This is a genomic window from Sphingomonas hominis (assembly GCF_013328205.1).
In the GTDB taxonomy this organism is placed as follows: Bacteria; Pseudomonadota; Alphaproteobacteria; order Sphingomonadales; family Sphingomonadaceae; genus Sphingomonas; species Sphingomonas hominis.
Genome location: NZ_JABULH010000003.1, coordinates 221,486 through 243,706, shown reverse-complemented (window position 1 = coordinate 243,706; position 22,221 = coordinate 221,486). Strand labels below are relative to the sequence as shown.

The 22,221-nt window shown below is 70.1% G+C and carries 20 protein-coding genes; 9 read left to right on the top strand and 11 right to left on the bottom strand.

Annotation, left to right across the window (positions count from 1 at the left end; all coding sequences use genetic code 11):
• Nucleotides 1–86 precede the first annotated feature (86 nt).
• The 7 genes from HRV97_RS09535 (at nucleotide 87) to HRV97_RS09505 (ending at nucleotide 10,425) form a co-directional block, all read left to right on the top strand.
• Nucleotides 87–1,250, top strand: a complete 1,164-nt coding sequence (locus tag HRV97_RS09535) for an aldose epimerase family protein (protein ID WP_174194026.1) — start codon at nucleotides 87–89, stop codon at nucleotides 1,248–1,250.
• A gap of 29 nt (nucleotides 1,251–1,279) precedes the next feature.
• A complete protein-coding gene (locus HRV97_RS09530; protein ID WP_174194025.1) occupies nucleotides 1,280–3,076 on the top strand; it encodes an IlvD/Edd family dehydratase in 1,797 nt (598 codons plus the stop codon).
• 237 nt (nucleotides 3,077–3,313) lie between these two features.
• Nucleotides 3,314–4,741 carry a DUF4139 domain-containing protein gene (locus HRV97_RS09525; RefSeq protein WP_174194024.1) on the top strand — a complete coding sequence of 476 codons (1,428 nt, stop codon included), beginning with the start codon at nucleotides 3,314–3,316 and terminating at the stop codon, nucleotides 4,739–4,741.
• The gene (locus tag HRV97_RS09520) at nucleotides 4,741–6,342 is read left to right on the top strand and encodes a DUF4139 domain-containing protein (RefSeq protein ID WP_246248636.1); all 1,602 of its coding nucleotides are present in this window, start codon (nucleotides 4,741–4,743) and stop codon (nucleotides 6,340–6,342) included. The genes HRV97_RS09525 and HRV97_RS09520 overlap by 1 nt, the downstream gene beginning before the upstream one ends.
• A gap of 111 nt (nucleotides 6,343–6,453) precedes the next feature.
• Entirely contained in the window at nucleotides 6,454–7,434 is a 981-nt protein-coding gene (locus HRV97_RS09515) for an aldo/keto reductase (protein WP_174194023.1), read from the top strand.
• Nucleotides 7,431–8,057 (top strand): bifunctional nicotinamidase/pyrazinamidase, encoded by a 627-nt coding sequence (pncA, locus tag HRV97_RS09510; RefSeq protein WP_174194022.1) that lies wholly within the window; start codon nucleotides 7,431–7,433, stop codon nucleotides 8,055–8,057. The genes HRV97_RS09515 and pncA overlap by 4 nt, the downstream gene beginning before the upstream one ends.
• 34 nt (nucleotides 8,058–8,091) lie before the next feature.
• A complete protein-coding gene (locus HRV97_RS09505; protein ID WP_343044478.1) occupies nucleotides 8,092–10,425 on the top strand; it encodes a hypothetical protein in 2,334 nt (777 codons plus the stop codon).
• On the opposite strand, the gene HRV97_RS09500 is transcribed toward HRV97_RS09505, so the two are convergent.
• From HRV97_RS09500 to HRV97_RS09475, 6 genes are read right to left on the bottom strand one after another with little or no spacing between them, the layout of a single operon-like run.
• On the bottom strand, nucleotides 10,422–11,102 hold the full coding sequence (locus HRV97_RS09500; RefSeq protein WP_246248635.1) for an alpha/beta fold hydrolase: 681 nt from the start codon (nucleotides 11,100–11,102) through the stop codon (nucleotides 10,422–10,424). The genes HRV97_RS09505 and HRV97_RS09500 overlap by 4 nt on opposite strands.
• Entirely contained in the window at nucleotides 11,099–12,169 is a 1,071-nt protein-coding gene (locus HRV97_RS09495) for an AbrB family transcriptional regulator (protein WP_343044477.1), read from the bottom strand. The genes HRV97_RS09500 and HRV97_RS09495 overlap by 4 nt, the downstream gene beginning before the upstream one ends.
• Nucleotides 12,166–12,816 carry a YjbE family putative metal transport protein gene (locus HRV97_RS09490; protein WP_174194021.1) on the bottom strand — a complete coding sequence of 217 codons (651 nt, stop codon included), beginning with the start codon at nucleotides 12,814–12,816 and terminating at the stop codon, nucleotides 12,166–12,168. Before HRV97_RS09490 ends, HRV97_RS09495 begins: the two co-directional genes overlap by 4 nt.
• 4 nt (nucleotides 12,817–12,820) lie before the next feature.
• Nucleotides 12,821–14,122 (bottom strand): CitMHS family transporter, encoded by a 1,302-nt coding sequence (locus tag HRV97_RS09485; protein ID WP_174194020.1) that lies wholly within the window; start codon nucleotides 14,120–14,122, stop codon nucleotides 12,821–12,823.
• A 19-nt stretch (nucleotides 14,123–14,141) separates the two neighbouring features.
• A complete protein-coding gene (locus HRV97_RS09480; RefSeq protein ID WP_343044476.1) occupies nucleotides 14,142–15,680 on the bottom strand; it encodes an OprO/OprP family phosphate-selective porin in 1,539 nt (512 codons plus the stop codon).
• Nucleotides 15,677–16,732: an ABC transporter substrate-binding protein gene (locus HRV97_RS09475; protein ID WP_174194019.1), complete on the bottom strand. Its 1,056-nt coding sequence runs from the start codon at nucleotides 16,730–16,732 to the stop codon at nucleotides 15,677–15,679. Before HRV97_RS09475 ends, HRV97_RS09480 begins: the two co-directional genes overlap by 4 nt.
• A 94-nt stretch (nucleotides 16,733–16,826) precedes the next feature.
• On the opposite strand from HRV97_RS09475, the gene HRV97_RS09470 reads away from it, so the two are divergent.
• Nucleotides 16,827–17,492, top strand: a complete 666-nt coding sequence (locus HRV97_RS09470) for a response regulator (protein ID WP_174194018.1) — start codon at nucleotides 16,827–16,829, stop codon at nucleotides 17,490–17,492.
• A 77-nt stretch (nucleotides 17,493–17,569) separates the two neighbouring features.
• Nucleotides 17,570–18,961 carry a sensor histidine kinase gene (locus HRV97_RS09465; RefSeq protein ID WP_174194017.1) on the top strand — a complete coding sequence of 464 codons (1,392 nt, stop codon included), beginning with the start codon at nucleotides 17,570–17,572 and terminating at the stop codon, nucleotides 18,959–18,961.
• Between the two features lie 51 nt (nucleotides 18,962–19,012).
• Here the strand turns inward: HRV97_RS09465 and HRV97_RS09460 are convergent, their stop codons facing one another.
• The 5 genes from HRV97_RS09460 to rpiB are packed head-to-tail and all read right to left on the bottom strand — an operon-like array spanning nucleotide 19,013 to nucleotide 22,194.
• Nucleotides 19,013–19,798: an RNA methyltransferase gene (locus HRV97_RS09460; RefSeq protein WP_246248634.1), complete on the bottom strand. Its 786-nt coding sequence runs from the start codon at nucleotides 19,796–19,798 to the stop codon at nucleotides 19,013–19,015.
• Nucleotides 19,795–20,256, bottom strand: a complete 462-nt coding sequence (gene nrdR, locus HRV97_RS09455) for a transcriptional regulator NrdR (RefSeq protein WP_174194016.1) — start codon at nucleotides 20,254–20,256, stop codon at nucleotides 19,795–19,797. Before nrdR ends, HRV97_RS09460 begins: the two co-directional genes overlap by 4 nt.
• 2 nt (nucleotides 20,257–20,258) lie before the next feature.
• Nucleotides 20,259–20,432, bottom strand: a complete 174-nt coding sequence (locus tag HRV97_RS09450) for a hypothetical protein (protein WP_174194015.1) — start codon at nucleotides 20,430–20,432, stop codon at nucleotides 20,259–20,261.
• A 5-nt stretch (nucleotides 20,433–20,437) separates the two neighbouring features.
• Nucleotides 20,438–21,763, bottom strand: coding sequence for a serine hydroxymethyltransferase (glyA, locus tag HRV97_RS09445; protein WP_174194014.1), 1,326 nt, complete (start codon nucleotides 21,761–21,763; stop codon nucleotides 20,438–20,440).
• Nucleotides 21,760–22,194: a ribose 5-phosphate isomerase B gene (gene rpiB, locus HRV97_RS09440; RefSeq protein WP_174194013.1), complete on the bottom strand. Its 435-nt coding sequence runs from the start codon at nucleotides 22,192–22,194 to the stop codon at nucleotides 21,760–21,762. The genes glyA and rpiB overlap by 4 nt, the downstream gene beginning before the upstream one ends.
• Between the last annotated feature and the right edge of the window lie 27 nt (nucleotides 22,195–22,221).

Sequence of the window (22,221 nt, the reverse complement as noted above, 5' to 3'; positions counted from 1 at the left end):
GGGGCGAAGTGGCGGTTGCTCCGGCTGTGTTTGTCCGACTATATAAAGCCGAAGCGGCGCGTCAACGTCGTTGGAGGGGATATCCTATGCGCCGGAACGCACGCCTGTTCATCCGTTTTGTGGCCGCCGCGTGCGCGCTTCCCCTACTCGCAAGTCGCTCGGTCACTGCCGCGCAGGCCGCGACCGCGAAGCGCGAAGCGTTCGGTGCGCTGTCGGACGGCACGCGGATCGAGGCGGTGGTGCTGACCGGCAAGAACGGCGTCAGCGCGCGCGTCATCACGTTGGGCGCGACCTTGCAGGCGCTGAACGCGCCCGACCGCGCGGGAAGAATCGCGGACGTCACACTCGGCTACGACGATGCCAAGAGCTACATCGATCGGCCGAACTTCTGGGGCCAGACGGTCGGGCGTTACGCCAATCGCATCGCGGGCGGGCGCTTCATGCTCGACGGCAAGCAGGTTCAGCTTCCGCTCAACGACAAGACCAACTCGCTTCACGGCGGCACCACCGGGTTCGACAAGCGCGTGTGGCGGATCAGCGACGTGTCGCAGAAGAACGGCATCGCGCGCGTCGCGATGACGCTGACCAGCCCGGCGGGTGACCAGGGGTATCCCGGCACGCTCAACGTCACCGTCACCTACTCGCTGGACGACCGCGGTGCGCTGACCATCGACTTTGATGCTACGACCGATGCACCGACGATCGTCAACATGACCAATCACGCCTTGTTCAACATGGCCGGCGAGGGTCAGCCCGGCGCGCTGGCGCAGCGGATGACGATCGCGGCGAGCCGCTACACGCCCGTCAACGCCGCGCTGATCCCGACTGGCGCGCTGGCGCCCGTGGCGGGCACGCCGTTCGACTTCCGCACGGCCCGCGCGATCGACGAGGTGGTGCGCGACGGACGCGATCCGCAGATCGTCGCCGGGCGCGGGATCGACCATAATTTCGTACTCGACGCCGGACGCACCGCGGAGCCCAAGCTGGCGGTGCGGCTGGAGGACTCGGGCTCGGGCCGCGTGCTGGAGGTGTTGACCGACCAGCCGGGCGTGCAGGTCTATACCGGCAACTTCCTGAACGGCGCGCTGGTGGGCAAGAGCGGGCACTTGTACCGCATGGGCGACGGCGTCGCGCTGGAGCCGCAGCTGTTCCCCGACACGCCCAACCAGCCCGCCTTCGGGTCGGCGCGCGTCGCGCCCGGCAAACCGTACCATCACCGCATGATCTACCGCGTCTCCGTCGCGCGCTGATCCGAACCGTTTTCCGCGAAAGTATTCCGATGACCGACAAGCCTGCCCGCACGCTGCGCTCAAGAGCGTGGTTCGACAATCCCGATAACATCGACATGACGGCACTGTACCTCGAACGCTACCTGAACTTCGGGTTGAGCCTGGAGGAACTGCGCTCGGGCAAGCCGATCATCGGCATCGCGCAGACCGGCAGCGACCTGTCCCCATGCAACCGGCATCACCTGGTGCTGGCCGAGCGCGTGCGCGAGGGCATCCGCGAGGCGGGCGGCATCGCGCTCGAATTCCCGGTTCACCCGATCCAGGAAACGGGCAAGCGTCCGACCGCCGGGCTCGACCGCAATCTGGCGTATCTGGGGCTGGTCGAGGCGATCTACGGTTACCCGCTCGACGGCGTGGTGCTGACCACCGGCTGCGACAAGACGACCCCGGCGCTGCTGATGGCGGCCGCCACCGTCAACCTGCCCGCGATCGCGCTGTCGGTCGGGCCGATGCTCAACGGCTGGCACAAGGGCGAGCGCACGGGTTCGGGCACGATCGTGTGGCAGGCGCGGCAGATGCTGGCGGCGGGCGAGATCGACGACCAGGGCTTCATCAAGCTGGTCGCGTCGTCCGCGCCGTCTACCGGTTACTGCAACACGATGGGCACCGCGACGACGATGAACAGCCTCGCCGAGGCGCTGGGCATGATGCTGCCCGGCTCGGCCGCCATCCCCGCGCCCTACCGCGATCGGCAGGAGGTGGCGTGGCGCACCGGCAAGCGCATCGTCGACATGGTGCATGAGGATCTGAAGCCCTCCGACATCCTGACGCGCGAGGCGTTCCTGAACGCGATCGTTGTCAATTCGGCGATCGGCGGGTCGACCAATGCACCGATCCACCTCGCCGCCATCGCGCGTCACGTCGGCGCGGAGCTGGCACTCGACGACTGGCAGACGCACGGCCACAAGGTGCCGCTGCTGGTCAATCTGCAACCCGCGGGCGAGTATCTGGGCGAGGATTACTACCGCGCCGGCGGCGTGCCCGCGGTGGTCGCGCAGCTGATGCGCCACGGGCTGATCTACGAAGGCGTGATGACCGTCAACGGCCGTACCATGGGCGAAAATTGCCGCGACGTGCCGATCGAGGACGAGCGCGTGATCCGGCCGTTCGAGCAGCCGTTGGTCGAGGAAGCCGGCTTCATCGTGCTGCGCGGCAATCTGTTCGATGCCGCGGTGATGAAGACCAGCGTGATCGGGCCTGAGTTCCGCGAACGTTACCTGTCCAACCCCGACGATCCGAATGCGTTCGAGGGGCCGGCGGTGGTGTTCGACGGACCGGAGGATTATCACCACCGCATCGACGATCCGGCAACCGGCATCACCGCCGACACGCTGATGTTCATGCGCGGCGCGGGGCCGATCGGCTATCCGGGCGCGGCAGAGGTCGTCAATATGCGCCCGCCCGCCTATCTGATCCGCGAGGGCGTTCACGCGCTGCCGTGCATCGGCGACGGGCGGCAGTCGGGCACCTCGGCCTCGCCTTCGATTCTGAACGCCAGCCCCGAGGCGGCGGCGGGCGGCGCGCTGGCGCTGATCCGCAGCGGCGACCGCGTGCGGATGGACCTGAACGCCGGCACGGTGAACGTGCTCGTCAGCGACGAGGAACTGGCCGAGCGGCGGCGCGCGCTGGAGGAAGCCGGCGGCTTCGCCTATCCCGCCTCGCAGACGCCGTGGCAGGCGATGCAGCGCGCGGTGGTGGGCCAGCTCAACACCGGCGCGATCCTCGAAGGCGCGGAACAGTTTCAGCGCATCGCGCAGACCGCGGGCCTGCCGCGCGACAATCACTAGGTGACGTCGGAGCGCTGCCCTCCGAAGGCAGCGCTCCCTTCCCCTTCTCGTCACCCCGGACTTGATCCGGGGTCCCGCTTCTACTCCGGGCGGTTGAAGAGAGCGGGATTCCGGATCAGGTCCGGCATGACGGTGGGGTAGCGGCACGCTGCTTCGCCAACGTAACACTGGCACGCCCGCGATTGCGCCGCCCGGCAAAGCCTCGCATGATACCACCGACACGGGGGAGTATACGACATGCGGGCGATCTGGGCGGGTGCGGTGGTGTTGGCCTGGCCGCTGATCGCCCAAGCGCAGCAGCCGCCCGCAACCGTTCCGCCCCCCGCCGCCGCACCGACCGCGGGCAGTGCGCAAGGTGACGTGTCGGTGGCGATCTACAACAATGATGTCGCGTTGGTGCAGGACGTGCGGACGCTCACCCTCGCCAACGGACGCGTGCGGCAGGACTTCCCCGACGTGTCGGCGCAGATCCGCGCGGAGACGGTGTCGCTGACCGTGCCCGATGCCACCATCGTCGAGCAGAATTTCGACTTCGACCTGCTCAGCCCGTCGAGTTTGATGGAGAAAGCGGTCGGCGAGACGATCACGCTGGTGCGCACCAACCCCGCAACCGGCGCGGAAACGCGCGAGCGCGCGCGGGTGTTGGCGGTCAACGGCGGCGTGGTGCTCGACATCGCGGGGCGGATTGAGGTGCTGCGCGATGACGGTCTGCCCGTGCGCGCGGTGTTCGACCGCGTGCCCGACAGTCTGCGCGCGCGCCCGACCCTGTCGGTGACGCTGGCGAGCACGCGCGCCGGTGCGCGGCCCGCGCGACTGTCGTATCTCAGCCGTGGGCTCGGGTGGAGCGCCGATTACGTTGCGCTGTTCGACGACAAGAGCGGCCGCATCGACGTGCAGGGCTGGGTCACGCTGCGCAACACCAGCGGCACGACGTTCAACAACGCGCGCACCTTGCTGGTCGCGGGCGAGGTCGGCGGGGCGGACGACGGCGAGACTTACCAGCCGCGCCCGCGCCGCGCGGTCCGGATGCAGGCGGGCACCGAGACGTCGACGCGCGAGCAGCTCGGCGACTTCTACCTTTACCCGCTCGCCGAACGCACCACGATCGCCGACAAGCAGACCAAGCAGGTCAGCTTCCTCGACGTGAAGGGCGCGAGCGCGAGTTCGGGCTACCGGTTCGAGAACGCGTGGCTCGGCAGCAGCGAGGAGCCGCGCAGCGCGCAGAGTGTGTTGCGCTTCGCCAATTCGGGCGCGGCGGGGCTGGGCGACGCGCTGCCCGCCGGGGTGGTGCGCGTCTACGTCCGCGACGCCCGCGGCCAGCCGCAGTTCATCGGCGAGAACCGCATCGACCACACGCCGCAGGGCTCGACGATCGCGCTGCCGACCGGCGACGCGTTCGACGTCAAGGTGCAGCCGACGACGCTGTCGCGCACGCATATCTCCGGCTCGCGCTGGCGCACGCAGGTGCGTTACCGGCTGACCAACGCGCGGGCGAAGGCGGTGACGGTCGACCTGGTGCAGAACGGGTTGGAATGGTCCGACACGCGCGTGATCGAGGAAAACCGCAAGAGCGAGCGCCCGAACGCCAACAGCGCCATGTGGCAGGTGCCGGTGCCCGCCAACGGGGAGGCGGTGGTGACCGCGACGTTCGACACGCGCTACTGATGCAGCGGCGATACCCGCCGGTGCACTCGTCACTGCTCGCGAGCGCAATCAGCCTAGCGACGCTGATCGGCGTGCTGCTGCCAGGCGTCGCGGGTGCGCAGGCAACGCCGACCCCAGCGGCACCAGCCTCGGTAACACCAGCCCCGGTGGTGGTGACCTCGCCCGCGCCCGATCGCGTCGCGCTGACGGTCTACCGCGCGCCCTACGCGCGCGGCGCGATCGACCTGCGCTACCTCGGCGGCTTCGCATTGGTGACCGAGACGCGGCGCGTGCGGCTGCCGCGCGGGCGCGCGGTGGTGCGATTCGAGGGCGTGGCCGAGGGGATCGTGCCGGTCAGCGCGGTGGCGGAGGGACTGCCCGGCGGCGTGGTGGAGAAGAACCGCGACGCGCGCCTGCTGTCGCCCGCCGCGCTGGTCGACGGAACGCTGGGTCGGCAGGTGACGCTGACCCGCACCGACCGCGCGACTGGCCGTACCACCAGCGAGCAGGCGACGATCGTCGCCGGACCGGAGCCGGGCGTGGTGCTGCGCACGCCGGCGGGGATCGAGACGTTGCGCTGTTCGGGCCTGGCCGAGCGGGTGACGTTCGCGGGGGTGCCGGCGCGGCTGTCGAGCAAGCCGGTGCTGAGCGTTGCCACTACCAGCGCGAGTGCGCGCACCGTGACGGTGCGGCTGAGCTATCTCGCCTCGGGCTTCGACTGGCGCGCGAGCTACGTCGCGAGCGTGGCGGCGGGTGGCCGCACGCTGGACCTGTTCGCGTGGCTGACGCTCGCCAACGCCAACCCGGAAACGTTCGCGCTGGCCGAGGTGTCGGCGGTGGCGGGGCGGCTCAACCGGATCGTCACGCCGGCGTTGCAGCAGGCGGTAGGGGCATTGTCGCTGCGCTGTTACCCGCTGGGCACCACCACGTCGGACTTGCGCGAAGAAGAGTTCGAGCCGGCCGAAGAGATCGTGGTGACGGGGTCGCGCCTGTTCGCGTCTGCGCCACCCCCGCCGCCGCCGCCGCCGCCACCTCCGCCGCCTGCGCCGCCCCCTCCCCCGCCGCCGCCCGAAGACTTGGGCGACCTGAAGCTGTACCGCGTGCCAGAGGCCGTGACGGTGTCGCCGCACGGGCAGAAGCAGGTCGCGCTGCTCGCCCGCACCGGGGTGCCGTTCGAGCGGCGGTATCGCCGCAACGTCTCGCCGTGGCAGACCTTTGGTCCGTCGCCGACCGCGATCGTGCTGCGCGTGCGCAACAGCAAGGACGATGGGCTCGGCATTGCGCTGCCGTCGGGCAGCACCGCGACCTACGCGCTAGCCGGCGGCGAGCGGTTGCTGCTCGGGCTCGGCGCGCTGAACGACCGTGCGGAGGGAGAGACGTTCCGCATCGCCGCGGGCACCAGCGCGCAGGTGCTGGTGGAACAGGTAACAACCGTGTCGAAGGACGCCACGCTGCGCGCCAGCAACGCCGGCCGCACGCCTGCCGTGCTCGACGTGCCGATCGGCACCGCCGGGCAGGCGATCGAGAGCGACGACCCCGCGCTGACCCGCGTCGACGGCGTCGCGACCTGGACCGTCACGCTGCCGCCCGGCGGACGCGCGGAGCTGCGTTACCGTTACTAACCTTGTCGCGGTGCGGGCGAACCACTCGGCCGTTCAACCGTTGAGTGCGTGAACCCGACCGGTTGGTGCGGGCGATCGGCGTGGGTCACCCACGATCAAGCGAGGACGACGATGGATTACACCAAGCTCGGCCAGACCGGCCTCGACGTGTCGCGATTGTGCCTGGGGTGCATGACCTTCGGCGTGCCCGATCGCGGCAACCACGCCTGGACGCTGGACGAGGAAGCGAGCCGCCCGATCCTGCGCCGCGCGGTCGAGGCGGGGATCAACTTCTTCGACACAGCCAACGTGTATTCCGACGGCACTTCGGAAGAGATCGTCGGCCGCGCGTTGAAGGAGTTCACGCGGCGCGAGGAGGTAGTGATCGCGACCAAGGTCCACGGCCGGATGCGGCCGGGTCCGAACGGCGCAGGGCTGAGCCGCAAGGCGATCATGACCGAGATCGACGCGAGCTTGCGCCGCCTCGGCACCGATTACGTCGACCTCTACCAGATCCACCGCTTCGACCATGACGTGGGAATCGAGGAAACGCTGGAAGCGCTGCACGACGTCGTGAAGGCGGGCAAGGCGCGCTATATCGGCGCCTCGTCGATGTACGCGTGGCAGTTCGCGACCATGCTCCACGTCGCCGACGCGAACGGCTGGACGCGGTTCTCCACCATGCAGAACTACCTCAACCTGCTCTACCGCGAGGAGGAGCGCGAAATGCTGCCCTTGTGCGAGGCGGAAGGCGTCGGCGTGATCCCGTGGAGCCCGCTGGCGCGCGGGCGGCTGACGCGCGACTGGGACGACACTACCGAGCGGTCGCAGACCGACGAGTTCGGCAAGACCCTTTACGCGCATACCGCCGATGCCGACCGGCGCGTCGTGGAGGAAGTGGCGAAGATCGCGACGGAGCGCGGCGTGCCGCGCGCGCAGGTGGCGCTCGCCTGGGTGCTCGCCAAACCCGAGGTGTCCGCGCCGATCGTCGGCGCGTCCAAGGCGGCGCACCTCGACGACGCGATCGCCGCGCTGGAGGTAGGGCTGACCGAAAGCGAGATCGCGCGACTGGAAGCGCCCTATGTGCCGCACGCAGTGGTCGGGTTCAAATGACCGCCGCGAGCGACGCGCTGATCGTCATTGATCCGCAGCTCGACTTCTGCCCCGGCGGCAGCCTGGCGGTGATGGACGGCGACGCGGTGATGGCCCCGATCGCGGCACTCGCGCGTGACTTCGCGCACGTCGTGGTGACACAGGACTGGCACCCGGCCGGCCACTCGTCGTTCGCGAGCAGTCACGCGGGCAGACAGCCGTTCGAGACGATCGCGATGCCTTATGGCGAGCAGGTGCTGTGGCCCGACCACTGCATCCAAGGGACGTCCGGCGCCGAGTTCCACCCGGCGATCGCCGACGCGGTGGCGCGTGCCGACCTGATCGTGCGCAAGGGCAGCAACCCCGCGGTCGACAGCTACTCCGCCTTCTTCGAGAATGATCGCGCGACGCGCACCGGGCTCGCCGGCGCGCTGCGCGACCGCGGGGTGACGCGCTGCGTCTTCGTCGGGCTGGCCTACGATTTCTGCGTCGCCTGGTCGGCGCTGGATGCAAGGCGCGAGGGGTTCGAGGCGGTGGTGTTGAAGGATCACGCGCGCGCGATCGCGATGCCGCTGGGTAGCGGGACGAGTGTCGACGCGGCGGAGGAACTATTCGCCGCACACGGTGTCGTCACCAGCATGTGATTGCGCGGCGGCGCGTGCGGGTTAAAGCGGCGGCGTGGCCTCCTTCCTCCACTCGTGTCTGACCATCGCCGCGCTGCTCACCGCCGCACCTGCCGCGGCGCAGGGCAATGCGTTCGACCTGACCGGCCCGTCGCTGCGCGTGACGGTCACGCACGCGGGCGCCACCCTGCCGCTGTCGCAGGTGCCCAATCTGTCGGCGGGCGACCGGTTGCGCGTGTCCGCCGCGCTGCCCGTCGATCAGGGCGCGCATTACCGCATGGTGCTCGCCTTCCTGCGCGGCGCGACCAACCCGCCGCCCGAGACGTGGCTGACCGAAGCGCGCACCTGGAAGCCGAAAGAAGCGACAATCGACGTCGCGGTGCCCGCGGGCGCGCAGCAGGCGATCGTGTTCCTGGTACCCGACACCGGCGGCGCCTTCTCCGCGATCAAGTCGGCAGTGCGCCAGCGCCCCGGCGCGTTCGTGCGCGCGTCGCAGGACCTCAATCAGGCAATGCTCGACCGTACCCGGCTCGAGGCGTTCGTGTCGCGGCTGCGCCAGCGCTCGGCGGAGGAGGTCGCGCAGCTCTCGCCGGTCTTGGCGCGCAGCCTGGCGGTGAAGCTCGACCCCACCTGCCTGCAACCCGGCGAGGACCCGCGCGCCGCCTGTCTGACGCTGGGGCAGAGCGCGGCGGTGCTCGCCGATGCGCAGACCAGCTCGATCGCGCAAACGCTGTCGGGCGCGCCCGCCAACATCGCGCTGCAACTCGCCGCCACACCGCAGGCGGGCTATGGTTATTACAGCGCGTACATCGGCGTGTTCCGCGATCTGGCGCGGATGCTGGGGGCGTTCCAGTCGGCGCAATTGCAGTTCATACCCGCGCTGAACGTGCAGCACGGCGATGCGACCGACCTGCTGCTCAACACGGTGCCGTCGTTCCGCAAGCCGCAGTCGGTGCTGGTCACCGCACTGCCGACGGTATCACCCCCTGCCCGCCCGCCGCTGGAAGCGGGCACGCGCGACGCGTTGTGCCTGGCGCGGCCGCGATTGCTGTTGCCGGTGACGGGCGCGCCGCTGGTGTTCTCCACCCATTATGCGCGCGACATGCGGCTGCGGGTGGAGACGCAGGCGGGCGCGGTCGACCTGCCCGTTACCGCCGATGCGAGCCGCGGCGGCTTCGTGGTGACCGACGAACGGCCCGCGATGACGCCCGACGCGGCGATGACCGGGCGGCTGCACGGATCGTGGGGTTTCTCCGCGTTCGCGGGACCCGAGTTCAGGCTCGTGTCGCCCATCGCCGCCGCGTGGAGCGCAGGCGACGCGACACTGGTGGTCGGACGCGACACGCCGCTGACGCTGACCGGCGGCGCGGCCGATTGCGTCGCCGAGGTGCGCCTGCAACGCGACAAACCGGAGCAAGGCGGGCTGGAACGCGCGGTGCCGTTCGAGGTGACGGGCGACGCGCTCGCACTCAAGGTGCCGCTGAGTGACGTCAAGCCGGGTCCGCTGGTGCTCAGCATTCGCAGCTACGGCATGGCCGAGCCGCAGCGGCTGTCGCTGCGGGGCTATGCCGAGGCGAGCCGGATCGACGGTTTCGTGCTGCACGAGGGCGATCGCGCGGGCGTGTTGAGCGGAACGCGGCTCGATCAGGTCGCCGCGCTCGACGTCGGCGGCACGACGTTCCGCCCCGGCACGCTCACGCGCGACGGAAAGGTCGATCGGCTGACGCTTGACGCGGAGCCGGCGGACGCAGGGACGGCGCCGTTCCGAGCCGGCCAGTCGCTCACCGGGCGTGCGACGCTGGCGGACGGACGCAGTTCGGTCGTCGCGGTCAAGGTCGCGCCCCCGCGCCCGGCCGCAACGCTGATCAGCCGCTCGGTCGAGCCGGGTACGCGCGCGGTGCCGATCCGGCTGCGCGGCGACGCGTTGGTGGCGCAGGACGCGCGCGTCACCTTCTCGCTGCGCGCCGACGCGGGCACCAGCTTCGCTGCGGGCGATGTTGTCGAGGTCCGGGCGGGCGCGACCAGCGTAAACCTGCCGCTGCGGTTGCAGGACGCAGCGGTGGCGCTCGCGACGCTCGATCCCGCGGCGCTCGGCGACGCGGCGCACGGCACGCTCGACTACCGGGTGCGCCGCGGCGAGGTCGCGGGCGACTGGCGCACCCTCGCCACGCTCGTCCGCCTGCCGCAATTGCGCGCGGTCACCTGCACGGGGGCGACGTGTACGCTGAGCGGCAGCGGGCTGTTCCTGCTGCGCAGCGTCGCCGGCGTGGCCGTGCCCGACGGCTTCACCGGCGCGTCGATCGACGTTCCCCACGCAGGCCAGGCAATGCTCGCGTTGCGCGACGATCCCGCTGCCTCGGCCACGATCGACCTGCCCGCCGCGCGCTAGCGCGTGCTCCGGCCGGCCGGCGCGTCCTGCAACCACCCGCGCAGCAACATGGTGACCTCGCCCGGCCGCTCGATGGGTGCGAGGTGACCGCAGTGGCGCAGCTCGTGGAAGCGCGCCTGCGGAATACGCTCGGCCAGTGCGCGCGCGTCGTCGGGCAAGCAGATGCGGTCGCGGTCGCCGACCGCCACCAGCGTCGGCACGCGCACCGCGTCAATCGCAGGCGTGATGTCGGGGCGGGCGAGCAATGCGCGCTGCTGCCGCTCGAACACGTGCGCGCCGACGCGCTCGGCCATCGCCTGCACCGGACCGCTGACGAGTCCGCTCAGCATCGGGTCGGCATGCGGCGCGGTCGCCAGCATACCCTGTTCGCCGACCGTGCGCGGGCGCACCTGCATCGACGCGCGGGTCGCGAACAGCGCGACGCGCGTGACACGCTCGGGCGCCTGGCGGATCATCTCCAAGGCGACATAGCCGCCCAGGCTGACGCCCGCGACCGCGATGCGCGGCGGCGCATGGGCAAGCACGCGCGCCGCCATCGCCTCCAGCGTGTCGTCGACCGTCAGGTCGCCCAGTTCGGGATGCGCGATGTCGCCCAGGTCGACGACCTGCCGCGCCCACAATTGCCCGTCGCAGCCCATTGCGGGCAACAGCACCAACGGCTCCGTTCGGCGGTTCATGATCGTGTTTCCTCTTTGGTGCGAAACAGCAGCGGCGCGGCGACCAGCACCAGGACGACGCGTGCGAGATGGTGGACGATGACGACGCCGGGTTCGAGCAACAGGCTGAGCGCGACCATGCTCATCTCCGCCAACCCGCCCGGCGAGTAAGCGAGCGCCAGCAGCGCGGGGTCGAGCCCGGTCGCCCGCGCGATCCCGGCGGCAAAGGCAAAGGTGAGCGCGAGCAGGATCAGCGTCGATCCGGCGGCGAGCAGCAGGATGCGCAGGAACGCGCGCAACTCCAGCCCGGCGAAACGGCAGCCGATCGTCGCGCCCAACCCGACCTGCGCCGCGGCGAGCAGCCAGGCGGGCACGCGAAAGTCGGTCACCCCGCTCGCGTGCAGGGCCGCGCTGACCGCGAGTGGACCCATCAGGTGCCAGGCAGGCAGCCGCAACGCGCGACCGATCACCAGCCCCGCGATCACGCTGCCCCCGCCCCACAGCAGCAGCGCGAGGCTGGGCCAGGCATCCGCCGCCGTCACCGGCAGCGCGACCGCCGCCGCGGGTGTGCGAACGTGGCGGATCACGAATGGCAGCGCGAACACCACCAGAAAGATGCGCGCGCCGTGGATCAGCCCGATCGTGCGCTCGTCCGCGCCGCGCTCACCGCCCATCAGCACCATTTCCGCGATCCCGCCGGGCATGCCGGCGAAATAAGCGGTGGCGGGATCGAACTTCGCGACGTGGCGGAACCAGGCGACGCACAACAGGCCGGCGGTAAGGAGAAACACCGGCAGCAGCGCGAGCGGCAGCCACCAGTCGCGCGCCAGGCTCCACAGGCCGGGGTGGAAAGAACTGCCCAGCACCACGCCGATCACCGCCGCCATCGGACGCCGGGTCGCAGCACCCGCGGCGATCGGCCAATGCGCGATGCTGGCGACCGCGGTGGCGGCCATCGAGCCGAGCACCCAAGGCAGCGGCGCACCGACCGCGTGAAACGATGCGCCGCCCGCCGCCCCGACCAGCAATGCGGCGAGAAACCGCAGCACGACGCGCGCGGCGTCGCCGTCGGGACGGCGGGTGATCACGCCAGCGCGGCCAGCACGCCACGCGCCGGATCGGACAATCCTTCCCAGATCATCCGCCCGGCGACGAACAGGATCACCAGCAGGCCGACATAGGCGAGCCACCGGTAACGCTCGATCACGCGCGCGAGCAGATTGGCGGCGAGGCCCATCAGCGCGACCGACAGGATCAGCCCGACCGCGAGGATGCCGGGATGGTCGCGCGCCGCGCCCGCCACCGCCAGCACGTTGTCGAGGCTCATCGACACGTCGGCGACCGCGACCGCCCCGGCCGCGGACCAGAACCGGCGCGGCGCGGCGGCGGCGAGCGGCTCCCCGCTCTCGCCCGCATCGGCGCGCAGCTCGCGCCACATCTTCCACGCGACCCAGACGAGCAGCAAGCCGCCGGCGAACACCAGCCCGGTCACTTGCAGCAATTGCGTGACGAGCAGCGCGAACACGACGCGCAGCAACAATGCCGCCGCGACCCCGATCAGGATCACGCGTCGCCGCATCGCGGGCGGCAGCCCGGCGGCGAGCGCGCCGACGACGATCGCATTGTCCGCCGCCAGCAGCACGTCGATCACCACCACCTGGCCGAAAGCCGCGAGCGCGGCGGGCGTGCCGATATTCGCGAAGTCGACGACGACGTGCTGCCACAGCTCGTTCATCGCCTCAGCCCACCAGCGGGAAGGCGAGCACCAGCATGCTCACGATCGTCATCACCACGCACACCAGGATCGCGGGCACGAGCGTGAAGCGCTGGTGATCGGCCAGGTCGATCCCCGCGAGACTGACCAGCAGGTAGGTCGACGGCACCAGCGGGCTGAGCAGGTGGACCGGCTGACCCATCAACGACGCACGCGCAATCGCCATCGGCTCGACCCCGTAGTGCGCCCCCGCCTCGGCCAGGATCGGCAGCATCCCGAAATAAAAGGCGTCGTTGGAGATGAAGAAGGTGAACGGCAGGCTCAAGGCGGCGGCGATCGGCGCCATGTACGGCCCGAGTGCTGGCGGAATGATGCCGACCACTTCCTTGCTCATCGCCTCCACCATGCCGGTGCCTGACAAGATGCCGGTGAAGATGCCCGCGGCGAAGATCAGCGACACGACCGACAGCACGTTGCCCGCGTGTGCGGCGATCCGCTCCTTCTGCTCGGCGACCTGCGGATAATTGACGATCATCGCGACCGCGAAAGCGAGCATCATCAGCACCGACAGTGGCAGGATGCCCGAGACGAGGCCCGCGAGCAGCGCGATCGTCAGCGCGGCGTTGAACCAGCGAAGGTGCGGCCGGCGTGCTTCGGGGAATTGCGACACTGCCATGCCGGTGAAGGTCGCGGGCTCGTTCGCCTGCACGTGCCCGATCCGCGCGCGCTCCTTGCGGCCGAACCAGATCGCGAGGCCCACCAGGAAGGCGAGCCCGGCGATCATGCCGGGGATCAGCGGCAGGAACAGCGTCGCGGGATCGAGCTTCAGCGCACTCGCCGCGCGCGCGGTCGGGCCGCCCCACGGCGTCAGGTTCATGATGCCGCTGGTCGTCATCAACAGGCAGCACAGATACAGCCGATTCATGTCGTAGCGCTTGTACAGCGGCAGCAGCGCGGCGATGGTGATGATGTACGTGGTCGACCCGTCACCATCCAGGCTGACCATCGCGCACAAGGCGACCGTGCCGATCAGGATCTTGAGCGGATCGCCGTGAACGATGCGCAGCAATCGGTTGACCAGCGGATCGAACAGCCCGGTGTCGGTCATGGTGGAAAAGAACAGGATCGCGAACAACAGCATGACCCCGGTCGGCGCGAGGTTCTTGATCCCGTCGATCATCATGTCGCCGAGACCTGCGGCAAAGCCGGCGATCAGCGCAAAGGCGGTGGGGACGACGATCAACGCGACCAGCGGGGTCATCCGCTTGGTCATGATCAGCGTCATGAAGGTGGCGACCATCAGGAAGCCGAACAAGGCGAGGTTCATGGGTGAGGCTCCCGATGGATCAGAAGGTGACGGCGACGCGCGTGCTGACGGTCTGGCCGTTGTCCGCGCCGGTGACCGCGCCGACGCGGTTGTCGGTGTTCCAGTGGATCGCGTTCACCTGGATGCGGGTGAAGCTGTTCAGGTACCAATTGGCGCCGACCGTCGCCGCCCAGCCGCGCCCGCCGGTGACGAGGTCGGTGTAGTCGAGATCCTCGTAGCGCGCGGTCAGCTCGATCGCGCCCAACCCACCCTCGAAGATCGGATCGAGCACGCGCGGCTGGCCGAAGCTGCCGAGCCGCGGGTTGTACGGCGGCAGATCGCCGGTGACGAACCAGCCGCCCGACAGGCTCCACGCCTTGCTGACGAAATCGGGGCGACCGCCGTCGAGCCGCGCGTTGCGCCGCCCGGCCTCGCCCATCACCCAGACGGGGCCGGCATAACCGCCCAGTTCGGCGCCGTAGCCGGTGGTGCCGGTGCCGCCCAGCAGCGGTCCGGTGGAGACGCGCAGCGCGCCGTTGAAGCGCCCGCCGATCACCGTGTTGCGCGTCAGCGTCGTCGCGGCCGATGACAGCGACTCATCGAAGCCCCACAATCCCAGGTGGAGCACGCCGGTCTCGCTCTTGATCGGATTCCAGTGCGCGCGCGCCAGGATCGTGCGGCTGTCGCTGACCGCCTGGTTGCCGTCGACGCGGTCGCCCGTGACGGTCAGCGAAGCGTGGCCGGTTTTCCAGAACAAGCGCGGCATGATGCCAATACCGTAGAAACCGCGCTGCGGGATGATCGCGGTCGACACGGTGCTGCGTTCCATGAACGGCGTCGAGTCCGACCCGGTCGAGCCCTCGAACGCGCGATCGTTGAACAGGTGGCCGGCGCGCACGTCATAGTCGAGCCCGGGCGCGATGCGGTTGCGCCAGCCGATGAACGCGGTGACGATGTCGACCTCGTTTTCCGAGAAGTCGGTCTCGAACTGGTAAAAGAAGTGCGCACCGACGCCGCCCTCAACACCCAGGCGCAGCGCGCGCATGCCCGTCGTGGTGATGTTGCGCGTGTCGCTGCGCGATCCGAACGTCGAGCTGACGTCGGCCAGGATGCGCCCGCGCGGCTTGAAGGTGTAGATGCCATCGGCGGAGTGGAACACCGGCAGGCCCGATCCCCATTCGGTCGTCACGCCGGCCGAGTTCGCCTCGCGCGCGCGTGCCACGTCGCGCTCCGCGGGACCGGGCGGCACCAGCTGCGGCGCGTAGGGCGAGGTGACATTGGGGCGACCGCGCGTCACCGTCCCTTGCGCGACCTGCACCGGCGGTGTGGTCGCGGCAGGCGTCGTGGCCGCGGGTGCGGTCGCATCGGGCGCGACCTGCGCAAGCGCGGGGGCGCCGTTCGCCTCCAGCCGGTCGAGCCGCGCCTTCAGCGTCGCGATCTCCGCCGCCTGCGCGCGGACCAGCGCCGCCAGGTCGGCTGATGTGGGCGCGGACGTGGGCGGGGGCGTGGGCGTTTGGGCAAGCGCGGGGGTCGCGGCGATGAGCGCGAGCAATGCGCAGCCGCTTCGATACGGGTTCACTGAGAAGCTCCTTGCGTGAGCATCGCGTCCCAGTCGGACAGGAAGCGACGGCGCTTGATGGTGTCGAGGTTGACGAGCAATTGCGGGCCGACGCGGATCGCGCGCATCCGCTCGGGCGCCATGTGCGGCGCGGGCACGTCGCGGCGGATCGGCAGCAGCCACTCGCGCGCGAGCAGTGTCTGCCCGGTGCGCGACAGCAGGAAGTCGAGAAACAGCCGCGCCGCCGCCGGGTGCGCCGCATCGCGCGCGATAAAGGCGATGCGCGAGGCGAAGATCGTGTAATCGCGCAGGAACGCGACGCCGATCCGGGGATCGCGCTTCGCCCGCGTCAGCGCGTAGGGGCCGACGACATTATACCCGATCGCCGCGCGCCCGTCCGCCACCGCGTCGAGCATCGGGCTGGTGGTGGCGGCGAGCAGCGGGCGCGTCGCCGCGATCGCGCCGATCAGCGAGCGGGTGTCGCGGGTGATCGCGTAATCCTCCGCCAGATACAGGTAGCCGACGTTGGACCGGGCCGGATCGTAGGTCGCAACGCGCGCCTTGCTGGAACGGATAAACGCTTCCAGCGCCTCGTGCGTGCGCGGCACCGCGGCGCGCGGCACCAGCCGCTTGTTGTACACGATCGCGACCGGCTCGGCGGTGACGCCGTAGCCCATGTTCTTCCACACCGCCGCCGGGGGCAGCGCGGGCTTTTCCGGGCTCTGGTAGCTTTGCGCGTACCCGTCGTTGATCAATTTGGCCTGCAGGTCCATCGCCGACGACCAGACGAGGTCGGCACCGGCGCGGCGGGCGCGACGGTCGAGCAGCACGCGGCGAAACACCTCGCGTGATTCGAGATCGAAATACCGGACCGCGACGCCGGGATAACGGCGGCGAAACGCGGCCACGACCGGCGCCATCGCCGCGGCATCGGCATTGCCGTAGATGCGCACGGCGGCTTCCGCCCGCGCGTCGGCGATCAACGCGTCGTAGGAACGCGGGTAATTGGCGGGACGCTGCGCCCGCGCCGGCAGCGCGGCGGCGAACAACAGCAGAAAGAAGAGAAAACGCATTCCAAAGCTCCTCTCGCTTCCCGCCTCTGCGTTCGGGTAAGCTCGCCACCATGCGCTACGCCCGTAACCTGTCAGCAACCTTTCACGCCCCGCGATGCGCATCCTGATCGTCGAGGACGACGCCGCGCTGGCGCGCAGCCTGGTGGCACTGCTGCGCGGCGCGGGGCATGCGGTGGATCACGTGTCCAGCGGCGAGGACGCGTTGATGGTCACGCAGGGCGAGCCCTACGCGCTCGTCGTGCTCGACGTCGGTTTGCCCGGGCAAGACGGGTTCGCGGTGCTCCAGGCGCTCCGCCGGCGCGGCGAGCGCGTGCCGGTGCTGATGCTGACCGCGCGCGACGCGCTCGACGACCGCGTGCGCGGGCTCGACCTGGGTGCGGACGATTACCTGCGCAAACCGTTCGCGCCCGAGGAGTTCGAGGCGCGGATCCGTGCGCTCGGTCGGCGGCGCGGCGGCGATCCGACGCCCGAACTGAGCGTCGGCGCACTCGTCCTCAACCGTTCCAGCGCGGAAGCGCGCGTGGGCGCGCGCCCGCTCGACCTGCGCCGGCGCGAATGGGCGGTGCTCGACGCGCTGGCGACGCGCGCGGGGCAGATCGTCACGCGCGAAACCTTGCAGGCCGAGGTGTTCGGCTTCGACGAGCCGGTCGGCCCCAATGCGATCGAGGTCAACATCACGCGGCTGCGCGGCAAATTGCTGCCCGACGGCCCCAATATCCGCACGGTGCGCGGCGTCGGTTACCTGCTCGATGCCGGCTGAGGCACGCGTGCGCACCGCTTACCCGCATTGCGACGCGCCCGGCGAGCGCCGGCCTACGCATCGCCCTTCGCTTGCCCATGCGCGCTGAACCCCGCGCCACGGCGCTGGCGCTGCGCACGCGGTTGCTCGCCGCGATGGTGGGGCCGCTCATCGGCATCGCGGTGCTGCTGGGGCTCGCCGGCGCGGCGCTGATCGCCGACGTGGTCAGGCGCAACAACGACCGCGTGCTCGGCGGCGCCTTGGGCGCGATCGCGGAAACGGTCGCGGTGGAGCGCGGCGAGGTGACGCTCGACCTGCCCGCCGCCGCGTTCGGGATGCTGGAGAACAGCGAGCGCGACAATGTCTATTACCGCGTCGCGGTCGGCGACCGCCTGCTGACCGGCTACGCCGACCTGCCCGCGCCGCGCATTGCCGAGCTGCTGCTCGACCGCCCGCGCTTTCGCTACGCGCGGTACCGCGACCAGGACGTGCGGATCGCCGAGGTGCGGCGCGACCTGCCGCGGATCGCCGCGCCGGTGATCGTGCAGGTGGCGGAAACGCTCGACACGCGCACGGCGCTGCGTAACCGATTGATCGCCGCGCTGGTGATCGGCGAAGCGTTGCTGGTCGCGGTGGCGATGCTGCTGATCCGTCCGGCGCTGGCGTGGAGCCTGCGCCCGCTGGCGCGGTTGCGCGGCGCGGTGGCGGCGCGCGACACGCGTGCGACGCCCGATCTGTCGCCGCTCGACACTGGGCCGCTGCCCGCCGAGCTTCGCCCGCTGGCCGATGCGTTCAACAATCTGCTCGCGCGGCTCGACGATGCGACCGCAGGGATGCGCCGCTTCACCGCCGACGCCTCGCACCAGATGCGCACGCCCTTGTCGGTACTGAAGGTGCAGGTCGCGCTCGCGCAGCGCGGCGACCGGCATGCCTTGCCCGAGATCGCCGATGCCGCCGACCGGCTCGAACATCTGGTTGCGCAATTGCTCGCGCTCGCCCGCGCGGAGGAAGCGGGCACGTCGCCGCCGCTCGAACCCGTCGACCTGCGCGCGCTCGCCGTTGTGGTCATCAACCGCCGCATCGCGCAGGCGATCGCCGCCGGGGTGGAACTGACGCTCGACGCGCCGGAGGGCGCAACGGTCATCGCCAGCCACCGCACCCTGGTGTTCGAGATGCTGTCCAACCTGGTCGACAATGCGATCCGCTACAATGCGCGCGGTGGCAGCGTGGTGGTGGCGATCGCCCGGGCGGACGCGGATACGACGCTGTCGGTGATCGACGACGGACCGGGCCTGAGCGAGCGCGAACTGGCGCAAGCGGGCGAGCGTTTCCTGCGGCTGTCGAGCAGCGTCGGGCAGGAAGGCAGCGGTCTGGGGTTGGCGATCGTCCGCTCGGCCGCGCAGCGGCTGGGCGCCGGGCTCGCCTTGCACAATCGCGCACCCGGCCTCGCCGTCACGCTGCGGTTCGCAGGCGGAAATCGGCCGCACTGAGCCGCGCGCTCGGCGGTGCGCCTGCTTACCCGCCCCGACGCCCCGACGCGCTCAGCGGTGCGCCTTTCTTCCGGCCAGCGCCGACAGCACGCCGCGCATCGTGCGCACCTCCTGGCTCGACCACGCCGGCTTGGTCAGCATGGTGCGGATCGTCCGCTTGGAGGTCGGCACGCGGTCGGGCGGAAAGAAGAAATTCGCCGCCTCCAGCATCGCATCGAGCTGTCCGATCATGCCTTCCAGCTCGTTTTGCGGCGCGGGCGGCTCGATCGCCACCTCGGGCGGGCTGGCGAGCGCGACGTGCTTCGACCATTCATAGGCCACCAGGATCACCGCTTGGGCCAGATTGAGGCTGCCGAACTCGGCGTTGATCGGCACGGTGATAATGGTGCGCGCGAGCGCCACGTCGTCGGTTTCCAGCCCCGAGCGTTCGGGGCCGAACAGGATCGCCGAGCCACCCGCCTCGGCGTGGATGGCGCGCGCGGCGACCTCGGGCGTCACCACCGGCTTGGTCACGCCGCGCTTGCGCACCGTGGTCGCGTAAACGTGCGCTCTATCGGCGACCGCATCCGCCACCGTGTCGAACACTCGCGCGCGCTCCAGCACCACGTCCGCGCCCGATGCGGCGGGGCCGGCGGCAGGATTGGGCCAGCCATCGCGCGGGGACACGAGCCGCAGATCGGTCAGCCCGAAATTGAGCATCGCGCGCGCCGCCTTGCCGATGTTCTCGCCCAATTGCGGGCGCACCAGCACGATCGCGGGCGGCGGCACCGCAATGGCAGGTGCCGGGTAGAATTCTGGGTTGAGTGCGGGGGAGATGGGGGCGGTCACGTCGCTCATCCGCGCGCCGCCTCCTCGACGGAGCCGGCGAATTCCTCGAAATCGCGTGCTTCGCTGAAGTCACGGTACACGCTGGCGAAGCGGATATAGGCGACCGAATCCAGGCCTTTCAGCCCGTCCATCACCATCTCGCCGATCTGCTTGGAGGTGACCTCGGCATCGCCGGTCGTCTCCAGCCGGCGCTGGATGCCGCTCACCAATTTCTCGATGGCGAGCGCGTCGATCGGCCGCTTGCGCGCGGCAATCGAGACCGAGCGGAGCAGCTTCTCGCGGTCGAACGGTTCGCGGCGGTGCTCGCTCTTGACCACCACCAGGTCGCGCAACTGGATCCGCTCAAACGTCGTGAAGCGCGCCGCACAGCCCTCGCACTGGCGACGGCGCCGGATCGCGGCGCCGTCGTCGGTGGGGCGACTGTCCTTTACCTGGCTGGCCTCATGGCCGCAGAACGGACAGCGCAATCTTAGCCCTTGCGCTTGGCATAAGCGACCGCGGCACCGGCGAGCGCGCCGAACACCGGGCCGACGACGGGGATCGGGATCGCGATGATCGCGCCCACCGCACTATACTTCGCCATCTTCTTGCCCAGGCCCGGCGTGGCTTTGATTTCACCCTGGATTTCGTCAATCTTCGACACAGACATCACCCTTCGTAGATCGGGAAGCGTGCGCACAGGTCGCGCACCCGACCACGAACGTCCGCCTCGACTTGCGGGTCCCCGTGCTCACCCTTCTTTGCCAAGCCGTCGAGCACGTCGGCGACCATGTGGCCGATCTCGCGGAACTCGGCGGGGCCGAAGCCGCGCGTGGTGCCGGCGGGCGAGCCGACGCGAATACCGCTGGTCTTAACCGGGGGCAGCGGATCGTTCGGGATGCCGTTCTTGTTGCAGGTGATGCCCGCGCGCTCCAGCGCCTCGTCGGCGTCGCGACCCGTGACACCCAGCGGGGTCAGGTCGACCAGCGCCAGATGCGTGTCGGTCCCGCCGGAGACGAGGTCGGCACCGCGCTCTTTCATCGTGGCCGCTAGCACCTTCGCATTCTCGACCACGGCGGCTGCGTACGCCTTAAAGTCGGGGCGCAGCGCCTCGCCGAATGCGACCGCCTTGGCGGCGACGACGTGCATCAGCGGCCCGCCCTGCAATCCGGGGAACACCGCCGAGTTGATCTTCTTCGCGATTGCCTCGTCATCGGTCATCACCATGCCGCCGCGGGGCCCACGCAGCGTCTTGTGCGTGGTGGTGGTGACGACGTGCGCGTGACCGAACGGCGTCGGGTGGACGCCGCCCGCGACGAGCCCCGCGAAATGCGCCATGTCGACCATGAAGGTCGCGCCGACCTTGTCCGCGATCGCACGGAAGCGCGCGAAGTCGATGTGGCGCGGATAGGCCGAGCCGCCGGTGATCAGGATGCGGGGCTTGTGCTCAATCGCCAGCGCTTCGACCTGGTCATAGTCGATCAGATGCGTGTCGGCCGACACGCCGTACTGCACCGCGTTGAACCACTTGCCGCTCATCGCCGCGCGCGCGCCGTGCGTCAGATGCCCGCCCGCATCCAGGCTCAGCCCCATGATCGTGTCGCCGGGCTTGGCGAGCGCGAGCATCACCGCACCGTTCGCCTGCGCGCCCGAGTGCGGCTGGACGTTGGCGTAACCGCAGCCGAACAACTGCTTCGCGCGCTCGATGGCGAGCACCTCTACCTCGTCCGACGGCGCGCAGCCCTGGTAATAACGCTTGCCCGGATACCCTTCGGCGTACTTATTGGTGAAGACCGAGCCCTGCGCCTCCAGCACCGCGCGGCTGACGATGTTCTCGCTCGCGATCAGCTCGATCTGCGTCTGCTCGCGCGTCAGCTCGTGCTCGATGCCGGCGAACACCGCCGCGTCGGTATCGGCCAGGCCGCGGGTGAAGAAGCCGCCGTCACGCTCATAGGCCGGCTGGACATCGTTGGCGACTACGGGATTGCTGCTCATGCGGGGTCCTTCAGCTTGTCGACGCGCGCGCAGTGGCGGCCGCCGAGGAAATCGGTGGACAGGAACGCGGACACGCAGGCGCGCGCCATCTCGGGGCCGATCAACCGCGCGCCCATCGCGATCGCGTTGGCGTCATTGTGGCTGCGCGCGAGGGCAGCCGACAGCGGCTCGGCGACGAGCGCACAGCGCACCGCCGGGTTGCGGTTGGCCGCGATCATGATGCCGATCCCCGACCCGCACAAAGCGATGCCGCGCTCGGCGCGCCCGTCCGCCAGCGCCTCGGCCAGCGCGTAGCCGTAATCGGGATAATCGACGCTGCCATCGCCGTGGGTGCCGAGATCGAGCAATTCCTGCCCCTGCTCGCTCAGCCATTGGACGAGATCGGCCTTCATCGAAACGGCCGCGTGATCGGATGCGATGACGATGCGCAAAGGAGTTGGACGCCTTCGTGGTCGAGA